The sequence below is a fragment of the Stenotrophomonas sp. PvP093 genome, from assembly GCF_017876915.1.
Lineage (GTDB): Bacteria > Pseudomonadota > Gammaproteobacteria > Xanthomonadales > Xanthomonadaceae > Stenotrophomonas > Stenotrophomonas muris.
In genome coordinates this window covers 657,596-669,504 of the sequence record NZ_JAGIOX010000004.1, presented here as the reverse complement: position 1 = coordinate 669,504, position 11,909 = coordinate 657,596, and the positions used below count along the sequence as shown (strand labels likewise).

General features: G+C 68.1%; 9 protein-coding genes. 1 reads left to right on the top strand and 8 read right to left on the bottom strand.

The annotated features are described in order from the left end of the window. Positions 1-69: 69 nt before the first annotated feature. The 8 genes from J3A72_RS05800 to J3A72_RS05765 form a co-directional block, all read right to left on the bottom strand. On the bottom strand, positions 70-1,338 hold the full coding sequence (locus J3A72_RS05800; RefSeq protein ID WP_069117853.1) for a septal ring lytic transglycosylase RlpA family protein: 1,269 nt from the start codon (positions 1,336-1,338) through the stop codon (positions 70-72). Further along, on the bottom strand, positions 1,335-2,480 hold the full coding sequence (gene mltB / locus J3A72_RS05795) for a lytic murein transglycosylase B (protein WP_032957863.1): 1,146 nt from the start codon (positions 2,478-2,480) through the stop codon (positions 1,335-1,337). The genes J3A72_RS05800 and mltB overlap by 4 nt, the downstream gene beginning before the upstream one ends. Before the next feature lie 990 nt (positions 2,481-3,470). Beyond that, the gene (gene rodA, locus J3A72_RS05790; protein WP_049406772.1) at positions 3,471-4,565 is read right to left on the bottom strand and encodes a rod shape-determining protein RodA; all 1,095 of its coding nucleotides are present in this window, start codon (positions 4,563-4,565) and stop codon (positions 3,471-3,473) included. A 123-nt stretch (positions 4,566-4,688) separates the two neighbouring features. Next, entirely contained in the window at positions 4,689-5,801 is a 1,113-nt protein-coding gene (gene rodA, locus J3A72_RS05785) for a rod shape-determining protein RodA (protein ID WP_014648447.1), read from the bottom strand. Next, positions 5,798-7,873 (bottom strand): penicillin-binding protein 2, encoded by a 2,076-nt coding sequence (gene mrdA, locus J3A72_RS05780; protein WP_075076653.1) that lies wholly within the window; start codon positions 7,871-7,873, stop codon positions 5,798-5,800. Before mrdA ends, rodA (J3A72_RS05785) begins: the two co-directional genes overlap by 4 nt. 3 nt (positions 7,874-7,876) lie before the next feature. Further along, the gene (gene mreD, locus J3A72_RS05775; protein WP_005419400.1) at positions 7,877-8,362 is read right to left on the bottom strand and encodes a rod shape-determining protein MreD; all 486 of its coding nucleotides are present in this window, start codon (positions 8,360-8,362) and stop codon (positions 7,877-7,879) included. Next, the gene (gene mreC / locus J3A72_RS05770; RefSeq protein WP_049406769.1) at positions 8,359-9,504 is read right to left on the bottom strand and encodes a rod shape-determining protein MreC; all 1,146 of its coding nucleotides are present in this window, start codon (positions 9,502-9,504) and stop codon (positions 8,359-8,361) included. The genes mreD and mreC overlap by 4 nt, the downstream gene beginning before the upstream one ends. A 121-nt stretch (positions 9,505-9,625) precedes the next feature. After that, positions 9,626-10,672, bottom strand: a complete 1,047-nt coding sequence (locus J3A72_RS05765; RefSeq protein ID WP_005419402.1) for a rod shape-determining protein — start codon at positions 10,670-10,672, stop codon at positions 9,626-9,628. Positions 10,673-10,955: 283 nt separating this feature from the next. On the opposite strand from J3A72_RS05765, the gene J3A72_RS05760 reads away from it, so the two are divergent. Beyond that, on the top strand, positions 10,956-11,894 hold the full coding sequence (locus J3A72_RS05760) for a carbohydrate kinase family protein (protein WP_075076654.1): 939 nt from the start codon (positions 10,956-10,958) through the stop codon (positions 11,892-11,894). Positions 11,895-11,909 lie beyond the last annotated feature (15 nt).

The following is an 11,909-nucleotide window of genomic DNA, read 5'->3' as shown; positions in this document are numbered from 1 at the left end:
TGGAGGGTGGAACGTAACGGCCATTGTAAGGCCGGGGGAGCCTGGGCCGGCAGCACCGGCCCGGGCGGATCAATCCTTGACGATCTGCGGCGAACCCAGGCCCAGACCGGCGATGCGGCCGGCAAGTTCCGCGGCACTGGCATGGTCGGTGGCAGGAACGCGCAGACGGAACAGGGTGCGGCCACCGGCGGCGATGTCGCTGATGGTCGCGCCGACGATGCCGGCAGCGTTGAGCTGGCCCATCGCACGGTTGGCGTTGTCGCGACTGGAGAAGCTGGCGACCTGCACCATCACCGCGCCCACCACCTGCTGCGACAGGCTGGGTGCCGCCGGCGTGGCGGCGACGGTGCGCACGGGTGCCGGCGCGACGGCGCGCGGCGCGGCGCTGGCGACTGCAACCGGCGCCGGTGCGGTGCTGCGCAGCGGTGCACTCGGCGGCAGGCTGCTGACCGCCACGTCCGGCACGGTGCTGGCCACGCCCTGGGTGGTGGCCGGCTGGCCGCGTGCCGGCATGCCATCGGCCGGCAGGCGCTTGACCAGGCGATCGATATCGCTGTCGGCAGTGGCGCGCGCGGTCGCTGCCGGGCGTGCACTGGCCACCGCAGCTGCCGCTTCGGCGGCACGACGCTCGCGGCGGGACGGCTTCTGCGCCAGCAGGTTGCTCTCGCCCGGCTGCAGCGCGCGCACTTCCACGTTGCCGGTACCGCGCTGGGTGATGCCCAGGCGCACGGCGGCGGCATAACTGAGATCGACCACGCGACCATCGTGGAACGGGCCGCGGTCGTTGACGCGCACGATCACCGACTCGCCATTGTCGAGGTTGGTCACGCGGGCGAAGCTGGGCAGCGGCAGCGTCTTGTGCGCGGCGGTAAACTGGTACATGTCGTAGACCTCGCGGTTGGAGGTCAGGCGGCCATGGAACTTGGCGCCGTAGTACGACGCGGTACCGCGCTCGACATAGTCGTGGGTATCGTCGAGCACCTTGTACGACTTCCCCAGCACCACGTACGGCGACTTGTTGCCGATCGCCGAGCGCTCCTCGGCGGTCACTTCCGGCTCGGGAATGCAGGCCACGTTGGGAATGTAATCCGGCGTGCTGTCACGCACGCCCGGCTTGTACAGGCCACCGGCAGTGTAGTTGCCGCGGGTGCTCAGGTCTTCCTTGGCCGCCGCGTACGGTGACCCTTCCGGGCAGTGTGCCGGGCGCGAGCCACGCCCCTGCACCAGCGTGCCGCCGGACTTGCCACCATGGCCGGCCGTGGCCGGCTTCTTCGGCGCGCTGCTGCAGGCAGCCAGCGCGAGGACGATCAAGCCTGGGACCAGCCATCTGATGTTCATGCCGGGGGCAGCTCCTGTCCGGCGATGGCCTGGGACAACTGGAACACGGCCATCGCGTACATCTTCGAGAGGTTGTAGCGGGTGATCGCGTAGTAGTTCTGGAAGCCCAGCCAGTACTGCTTGCCGGTGCTGCCTTCAAGCGTGATCGGCGTGGCGGTGGCGCCCGGCTGCACCGGCGCGCCCGGCTGGTAGCCGCGCTGCGCCAGGTCGGCCATCGTCCAGGTCGGCATCCATTCGGTCGGGTTGAACTCCTCGCGGCCCGGCGCCAGCGTGGCCGGCACGGCCACCTGCCCGCCACGCACCCAGCCGCCCTTCTTCACGAAGTAGTTGGCGATGGACGAGAACACGTCGTCGTAGCTGGTGAACAGGTCGCGGCGGCCATCACCGTTTCCGTCCACGGCGTAGTCGAGATAGCTGGACGGCATGAACTGGCCCATGCCCATCGCACCGGCATAACTGCCCTTGAGCGTGGTGATATCCAGTTTCTCTTCGTGGCCCAACTCGAACAGCTTGGCCAGCTCATCGCGGAAGAACAGCTCGCGGCGCACTTCGCGTTCCAGCTTGGCCGGGTCGCCGCTGCGCGGGTAATAGAACGCCAGCGTGTACAGCGCATCGAGCACGCGATGGCTGCCAGCATTCCTGCCGTAGCTGGTTTCCACACCGATGATCGCGACGATCACTTCGGCCGGCACGCCGGTGCGCTGCTGCACGCGATCCAGTTCGGCGCGGTGTTCGGCCAGGAACGCGCGGCCGCCATCGATGCGCGCCTTGCTGATGAACATCGGCCGGTACTCATTCCACGGCTTGACCCGTTCGGCCGGGCGCGACATCGCGGCGATGATCGGCTGGCGCACCTGCGCCTGGTCGAGCACGCTGCTGATCTGCTCCGGCTTCAGGCCATAGCGCTTGGCGGTATCGGCAATGAAGCGGGCCCGTGCGACCTCGAACGGCACCGGGGTGAGATCGACAGGCGCCGCGGTGGCGGCGGTGGCTTCAGGCGCGGCCTCGGCCGGGCCATGGGCCTTGGCGGCGGGCTGGCGCGGCGTACTGCTGGCCTGGGGCGAAGACGGTGGGGACTTCGGCTGGGTCGCGCAGGCGACCAGGCCGAGGGTGAGCATGCAGGCCAGAGTGCGTCGAATCATCGTCGCAGGTTAGCAGGTCATGGATGAATTAAAACCCCTAACACCATGAATCACAACGATTTGCCTGCGACCAGCGGGAAATGTGAAGGCACCGTGATCGCCCTTCCCCATTCAGATAGAGGTTGCCGGTTGCGTCCCCATCCCCGCAGACGCAACCGGCGACCGGATCCGGTCGGTACCTGCGCGGCTGCCGCTCCCCAGTGGCAGTACCCCGCGCTCCCTGTACCCGTTGGATCAGTACTGCTTCCCGCCCGACGCCCCCTCGCGCTGCAACGATTGACGGCGCGCCGTGCCGAACGGGCCGCCATTGTGCAGGCCGATTACGACAAGTCCATTGATCAAGATCAACGCGGTGTAAAAGTGTGAACCAGCTAACGTTTTTTGCGGACTTTCGTCAGCGGGCGTGCTGTCGTGCATCGGTGTGAGAACGCTTACACAACGGGCGTTGCGCAGTCAGGAAGTTTCCAGCCAACGGCGCAGCCCCTCGTGGGTGGCCGCGAAAAGCAGTTCATGGGTGGGGCCGGGTAGACGGGCTGCGCAGGGGCCGCTGCAAGTACGTCCATGTAAGCTCGGTCGCCGCATCCATGCGGCTCACGCCCCTGCGCAGCCCCTCTACCCGGCCACGGACAGGTTCCGTGCGCGTCTACCCACGGCGAAGTAAAGAGAAGATCAAAAGCAAAGGCGGCCTGGCGGGTCGCTTCATTGCCGTGTGTAGAGCCGAGCCATGCTCGGCTCACGAGCAAGCGCAGCGTCGCGATCCGCTTTTGATCTTCTTTTTCTTCTCCGTGGGTGGCAGACCTCCGAAATCTGTCAGAAGCCGGTCGGGTTGGGTACGCGGGGGTGTCAGCCGCATGGATGCGGCTGCCAAGCCTCCAGGGACGGATTCACGGCGTCCCCCGCGTACCCAACCCGACCGGCCCACCCGCGGCTTCTGCTTTCCGCAGCCACCCAGACACCGCCCACGAGGGGCTGCGCCGTTGGCTGGAAACCCTATCCCCCGTGCACGGGCCGGTGCCCGCGTACCGCCATCACCAACCCGATGCCGGCCAACAGCGAAACCGCCGATGTCCCGCCGTAGCTGATCAGCGGCATCGGAATGCCCACCACCGGCAGCAGGCCGGAAATCATTCCGCCGTTCACCAGCACGTAGACGAAGAACGCCAGCCCCAGGCTGCCGGCCAGCAACCGTGCATGCGTGTCGCGCGCGTGCACGGCAATCCACAGGCAACGCCCGACCACGAACAGGTACAGCGCGAACAGCGTCGCCACGCCGATCCAGCCGAACTCTTCGGCCAGCACCGAAAACGCGAAGTCGGTGGTGTATTCGGGGAGGAAATCCAGCGTGGCCTGGGTGCCCTGCCCCCAGCCGCGTCCCTGCCATCCCCCGGAGCCGATCGCGATGCGTGACTGCAGGATGTTCCAGCCGGTGCCAAGCGGGTCGGCCGCCGGGTCGAGGAAGGTCAACACACGATCCTTCTGGTACTGACGCAGCAGACCGAACCACGCCAGCGGCGCGGCCACTGCCAGCCCCGCCGCGCCGGTCGCTACCCAGCCCCAGTGCAGGCCCGCCAGCAACAACGCGAACACGCCGCTGGCGGTGACCAGCGTGGCGGTGCCGAGGTTGGGCTGCATCAGGATCAACACCGCCGGCGCACCGATCAGCACCGCGGCGGTCAGTACCGTGCGCGGCGACGGCGGCAGCGGCTGCCGGTGCAGGTACCAGGCCATCATCAACGGCAGGCTGAGCTTGAGCAGCTCCGACGGTTGCAGGTAGAACACGCCGAGGTTGAGCCAGCGCTGCCCATATTTGCCGGTGCCGATCACATACACCGCCATCAGCGGCAGCATCGACAGCGCGTACAACGCTGGTGTCCACGCGCGCAGGCGCAGCAGCGAAACACGTGACAGCAGCCACATCGCCAGCAGTCCACCCGCAAAGCGCGCCGCCTGCCCGGCCACCGGCCCGGACACACTGTGCAGCACCGCCAGGCCCGCGCCCATCAGGATCAGCAATGCGACCAGCAACGGCAGATCGATCGTGCGCACTGCCTCACGGCAGCCGCCAAACAGTCGTTTCCATTCCACGCGCAGCACGCTAGCAACGGGCGCTTGCGTGAAGCTGTCAGGGTGCTTCTGATCTCCGTAGCCGGGCTGTGGGGTCAGCTCCCTTTTCCCTGTGGAAAAAGGGATCTGACCCCGACGCCGTACTCAGCCGTAGCCGCCGTGCACCGGGTTGTGACTGCGCACCGCCATCACCAATCCGAAGCCGGCCAGCAGTGACACCGCCGAGGTACCGCCGTAGCTGATCAGCGGCATCGGCACGCCCACCACCGGCAGCAGGCCGGAAATCATCCCGCCGTTCACCAGCACATAGACGAAGAACGCCAGGCCGGTGGCGCCGGCCAGCAGGCGCGAATACGAATCGCGCGACTGGCTGGCGATCCACAGGCAGCGCCCGATCACCACCAGGTACAGCGCCAGCACGGTGGCCACGCCGATCCAGCCGAACTCCTCGCTCAGCACCGAGAACGCGAAGTCGGTGGTCTGTTCGGGAATGAAGTTCAGGTGCGACTGCGAGCCCTCGCCCCAGCCCTTGCCATCGAAGCCGCCGGAACCGATCGCGATCTTCGACTGGATGATGTTCCACCCGGCCCCCAGCGCATCCATCTCCGGGTCCAGGAACATCATGATGCGGTCCTTCTGGTACGGCCGCAGCAACCAGAACCAGGCCACCGGCGCGACCGCGGCCACGCCACCCACGCCCAGGCCGACCCACCACCACGGCAGGCCGGCCAACAACAGCACGAACACGCCACTGGCAGCGATCAGCACACCAGTACCGAAGTCCGGCTGCAGCATCACCAGGCCGGTGGGCACGCCGATGATGACCAGGGCCACGAGCACGGTGTTGAAGCGCGGCGGCAGCGGCATCTTGTGCAGGTACCAGGCCACCATCATCGGCAGGCTGACCTTCAGCAGCTCGGCCGGCTGCAGGTAGAAGAACTTCAGGTCCAGCCACTGCCGGCCGTACTTGCCGGTGCCCAGCACGAACACCGCCAGCAACGGGATCATCGAGATCGCGTAGATCATCGGCGTAGCCGAGCGGATGCGCAGGATCGGCACCCGCGAGATGCCCCACAGCGCGGCCATGCCCACAGCGAAGCGCGCGCCCTGGGCCATCACCAGGCTGTCGCCACCGGCGCTCTTCAGGGTGGCCAGGCCGATCACCATCAGCGTCCCCAGGGCCAGGCACAGCACCCAGTCCAGCGTGCTGAAGAAGCGGCGCAGCATGTCGCCGGCCCAGCGCAGGAACACTCTCATCGTACGGGCTCCGCGACGGTCGGGCGTGGCGTGGCGGGCAACACGGCGGCGGCCGGCGTCGCCGGCTGCGGTGCGGGTACAGGTTCCGGCGCCGGCACGCCGACCAGCACCGGATGTTCACCCAGCTGCGCCGCGGCGAGGTCGCCAGCCTGGCGCGCGCCGGCATCTTCGTTGTCGAACGCGGTGGCGCCGATGGCGGTGGTGCCGCGCTCGCTGTCCAGTGGCTGCATGCCTTCGGGCATCTTGCCCAGCAGGTAGGCATCGAACACCTTGCGTGCGATCGGCGCGGCCGCCGAACCACCATAGCCGCCGCCTTCCACGGCCACCGCGATCGCGATCACCGGGTTTTCCACCGGTGCGAAGCCGACGAACAGCGCGCGGTGGCGCAGGTGCATCGGCAGGCTCTTCGGATTCACCGCCGCCGTGCCCTTTCGGCTGATGACCTGCGCGGTACCGGTCTTGCCGGCCATCACGTACGGCGCACCCACCGCCACGCGCCAGCCGCTGCCGCCGGGCCGCATGGTCGCCATCATGCCCTCGCGCACGGCCTGCACGTTGGCGGGGTTGGGGCTGACCGGCTTGCTCTCGCCAGCCGGCATCGCCGACCAGTCGCTGTCGAAACCCTCGCGCTGCTGGATCACCAGGTGCGGGGTGCGCAGCTGGCCATCGGCCAGACCGCTGACGCCGCGCGCCAGCTGCAGCGGGGTGACCTTCCAGTCACCCTGGCCGATGCTGATGTTGACCGTATCACCGGGGTACCAGGCTTCCTTGCGGCTCTTCCGCTTGTAGGCCGGCGACGGCAGGATACCGCCGATCTCGCCGGTAAGGTCGATGCCGGTCGGCTGGCCGAAGCCGTAGTACTCCATGTAATGGTCGAAGCGCTCGATGCCCAGGTCCAGCGCCAGCTTGTAGTAGTAGGTGTTGACCGATTCGGCGATGGACTTGCGCAGGTCGGTCCAGCCATGGCCGCCACGGTGGGCGTCACCCCAGCCGCGGGAAGTGCCCGGCAGATAGAACATGCCGGTGGACAGCACCTTGTCTTCCGGGCGTCGAACGCCCGAATCCAGGCCGGCCAGGCCGATCAGCGGCTTCAGCGTGGAACCGGGGGCGACGCCACCGAGCACCAGGCGGTTGAACTGCGGCCGCGACGGGTTTTCGTTCAGCGCCTTGAAGTCGGCATGCGAGATGCCGTTGACGAACAGGTTGGGGTCGTAGGACGGCAGGCTGACCATCGCCAGCACTTCGCCGGTGCGCGGGTCCATCGCCACCGCCGAGCCTTCCTGGTCGCCGAAGGCGGCCACCATGGCGCGCTGCAGGTCGGCGTCGATCGACAGCCGCAGGTCGGCGCCGGACTGCGCGGCGACGCGGCCGATGGTGCGGATCGCGCGCCCCTGCACGTTGGTCTCGACCTGCTCGTAGCCGACCTTGCCGCGCAGCTGCTGCTCGTAGTAACGCTCCAGGCCGGACTTGCCGATGTGGGTCAGCGCGGCATTGCCTTCGCCGAGGATCTCCAGATCCTTGTCATCAACGCGGCCAACGTAGCCGATGATGTGCGCGAACAGATCGCCGTAGGGGTAGCGGCGGGTCAGGTAGGGCTCCAGCTCGACGCCGGGGAAGCGCCAGCGGTCGACCGCGAAGCGCGCCATCTCCTCGTCGCTCATGCGCAGCTTCAGCGTGACCGGCAGGAACTTGCGGCGCGCCTTGCGCGACTTGTTGAACGCTTCCAGCTCTTCCGGGCTGATGTTGATGATCTTCGCCAGCCCTTCCAGGGTGGCGTCCATGTCCTTGACCTTGTCCGGGGTCACGTCCAGGCGGAAGGCCGGCACGTTCTCGGCCAGCAGGCGGCCATTGCGGTCGTAGATCATGCCGCGCCCGGGCACCACCGGCCGCGGCTTGATGCGGTTGGCTTCCGAGCGCGTGGCATAGACGTCGTGGTCCAGCACCTGCAGCTTGAAGTACCAGCCGCCCAGGCCCAGCAGGCAGACCAGCACGCCCAGGAAGCCCAGCGCCGCGCGGCGGCGGAACTGTTCGGCTTCGGCGTGCGGGTTCTTGACCTGGCGGCGCGGGATCATGGCTCAGCGCCCGCGCTTGCCGAAGCGCACCGCATCCAGCAGCACGAACACCAGCGGCCACAGGCCCATGCCCAGCAGCGGTGCCCACCAGTACGACCACGGCAGGGTCGGCTCATCCACCACGATGTGGACCAGCGCGCTGACGATGCGGTCGTTGAACAGCAGGCCGCCGATGGCCAGCATCTGCTGGGACATCGGGAAGAAGCGGATGCGGGCGCGGAAGCGCTGCAGGATGAAGGCCAGCATCACCAGCCGCAGCGCCTGTTCGCCCAGCACGCCGCCGTACAGCAGGTCGGCAACCACGCCGCTGGCGAAGGCGATGCCCAGGCCGACGCGTTCGGGGGCTTCAATGACCCAGTACGCCAGCACCAGCGCCAGCCAGTACGGGCGCAGCGGCTGCAGCAGCGCCGGCAACGGCAGCAGGCCCAGCAGCAGCGCCACCACCAGGCTGGCCGGCAGCACCCACGGGTTGTCGCGCAGGCGGCTCATCGCTGGGCCTCCGGCGTGGTCGGTTGCCGGCCAGCGGCCGGCACTACCGTGGACCCGGCTGGGGTGGAGCCCCCCTCTTGTTGAGGGGGGCGCGCCAACGGCGCGGGGGTAAGGGAGGATGCGGGGGCAACAGTCCTCGTTTGCGACGAGGGCTGTTGCCGGCCAGCGGCCGGCACTACCGGGGAGCTGGCCGGAGCCGGCGTCGTTGCCGCTGGCGCGGCTCCCGCAGGCACGCTGGCGCCGGTGGCCGGCCCCCCCGGAGCGGTTTCTTCCAGCTGCAGGCGCAGTCCCGGCGGAATGCGGATCGCCGCGCCCGGGCGCAGCAGCAGCACGTCGCGGCCGCGGTCGAGCTGGGCCGCCGGCTTCAGTTCGCCGACCAGGAAGGCGTGGGTGTCGTCCGGGCGCAGGCCGGTGATGGTGCCGACCGGGAAGCCGGCCGGGAAACGCCCGCCGAGGCCGGAGGTAACGATCTCATCGCCCACTTCCACGCCCGCGCTGAGCGGAATGTCGCGTAGCTCCAGCGTATCGCCGCGGCCGTAGACGATCAGGCGCACGCCGTTGCGGGCCACGGTAACGGGCACCGCGTGGTCGGGGTCGGTCAGCAGCAGCACGGTGGAAGTGCCGCCGGTGACACTGATCACCTGCCCCATCAAGCCGCCGGCATCGATCACCGCCTGGCCGACGTGCACGCCTTCGCGGGTGCCGGCGTCGAGCACCAGGCGCTGCTTCACCGGGTCCAGGTCGATGTCCAGGATCGGCGCCAGCTGCACGTCCAGGCCGCTGCGCTCGGCCACGTTCAGCAGTTCGCGCAGCTGGGCATTGTCCAGCGCGGCGGTCTGCAGGCGGGTCAGGCGCGCGTTGGCCAGCAGCAGCTGGTTGCGCAGTTCGCGATTCTCGGTCACCAGCTGGGTATGGCTGGCGGCGGAATCCTTGACCTGGTTGCCGAGCTTGCCGGGCAGGCCGGCCAGCGCCCATACCGGCTGCACCAGGCTGTTGGCCTGCTCGCGCAGGCGCGCCAGCCAGCCGGCCTGGTCATCGAGCACGATCAGGGTGATGGCCAACGCGAGATAGGCCAGCAACCGCAGGGGGCTGGCGGCATCACCGGATCGGGAGGCAACGGGAGGACCGGCGTAGGGCGGCACGGCAACGATTCAACTGGCAGAAGGCGAAAGGGAAACACGCGGGCGCCCCGCCGGTGCCGGCCCGCCATCACGGCGGGCCGCACCCCGGAAGGGCGCGGCAGGCAGGAACGGCCGGGACGGCTTATTCCGGCGCAAAGAACTCGTTGCCGTGCATGTCCACCAGCTCCAGCGCACGGCCGCCACCGCGGGCCACGCAGGTCAGCGGATCGTCGGCCACCTGCACGTGCAGGCCGGTTTCCTCGGAGATCAGGCGGTCCAGGTCGCGCAGCAGGGCGCCACCACCGGTCAGCACGATGCCGCGCTCGGCGACGTCGGCGCACAGTTCCGGCGGGGTCTGCTCCAGCGCCAGCTTGACCGCGCTGACGATGCCCGACAGCGGCTCGTGCAGGGCCTCGAGCACCTCGTTGGAGCTGATCTTGATCATCTTCGGCACGCCCTCGGCGAGGTTGCGGCCGGAGATTTCCATCTCGATCACTTCCGCCTGCGGGTAGGCGCAGCCCAGCTCGACCTTGATGCGCTCGGCGGTGGCTTCACCGATCAGCATGCCGTGGTTGCGGCGCACGTAGTTGGTGATCGACTCGTCGAAGCGGTCGCCGCCGATGCGGACCGAGGCCGAATAGACGATGCCGTTGAGCGAGATCACCGCCACTTCGGTGGTGCCGCCGCCGATGTCGATGACCATCGAGCCACGGGCCTCGGTGACCGGCATGCCGGCGCCGATCGCGGCCGCCATCGGTTCTTCGATCAGGAACACGTCACGGGCACCGGCTTCCTCGGCCGATTCCTTGATCGCGCGGCGCTCGACCTGGGTCGAGCCGGCCGGCACGCAGACCAGCACGCGCGGGCTCGGGCGCAGCACGCGCGATTTGTGCACCTTCTTGATGAAGTGCTTGAGCATCGCCTCGGTGTAGGTGAAGTCGGCGATGACGCCGTCCTTCATCGGGCGGATGGTGGTGATGTGACCCGGGGTACGGCCCAGCATCTGCTTGGCTTCGGCGCCCACGGCTGCCACCGAGCGGGTGCCACCGATGGCACGGTCCTGGCGCACGGCCACGACCGACGGCTCGTTCAGCACGATCCCCTGCCCGCGCACGTAGATGAGGGTGTTGGCCGTGCCCAGGTCGATGGACAGGTCGTTGGAGAACATGCCACGGAGTTTCTTGAACATCTGAGGAAGGAGTCCTGAGGGGTGTCGTGCCCGCCGCGGGATGGCGAAAAAATGGGCAGAAATCGAGGCCGACAAGCCTAGCAACCCGCCTGCCGCCGAGCAAGGAAAAAACTAGCTGAACCCGCGTCTTCACAGGCTTTCGGCCTGATCGGGCATCACCCGGTTCTGGCCCTGAGCGGCACCAGCGGGTAACCTTTGCGCCGTCGGGCGCCCAAGGGCGCCGTTTGCTTGCCCGCTGAACCGGGCTGGCCCACCCCAAAATTCACCGCATAGGCTTACATCGATGTCCGCTCTGATCTGTGGTTCTCTTGCCTTCGACACCATCATGGTGTTTCCGGACCAGTTCAAGAATCACATCCTGCCGGACAAGGTGCACATCCTGAACGTGTCCTTCCTGGTGCCGCGCATGCGCCGCGAGTTCGGCGGCTGCGCCGGCAACATCGCCTACAACCTGCACCTGCTGGGCGGCCAGCCGATCCCGATGGGCACCGTGGGCTCGGACTTCGGCCCGTACCGCGAGTATTTCGAAGGCCTGGGCATCGACCTGTCGCGCGTGCGCGTGATCGATGAGCTGTTCACCCCGCAGGCGTTCATCACCACCGACCACGACAACAACCAGATCACCGCCTTCCACCCGGGCGCGATGATGCGTTCCTACGAGAACCATGTGCGCGGCGTGCCGGGCGTGACCCTGGGCCTGGTCGGCCCGGATGGCCGCGAAGGCATGATCCAGAACGCGCAGGAATTCCACGAGGACGGCATCCCGTTCATCTTCGACCCGGGCCAGGCCATGCCGCTGTTCAACGGCCCCGAGCTGCGCGCCTTCATCGACCAGGCCGACTACGTGGTGGTCAACGACTACGAGTCGAACCTGCTGCAGGAACGCACCGGCTGGGACGAAAAGGAGATCGTCAGCCGGGTCAAGGCCTACATCACCACCCGCGGCCCGAAGGGCGCGGTCATCCACACCCCGGAAACGAGCTACGACATCCCGCCGGCGCACGAGCGCCGCGTGGTCGACCCGACCGGCTGTGGCGACGCCTTCCGCGCCGGCCTGATCTACGGCATCCAGAAGGGCTACGACTGGCTGACCATCGGCCGCATGGGCAACCTGATGGGCGCACTGAAGGTCGAGCACCCGGGCACGCAGAACCAGCGCTTCACCTTCGATGAGTTCAACGAGCAGTTCAAGCAGCAGTTCGGTTACGCGCTGGGCGCGTAAACCGAACTGCCCGCG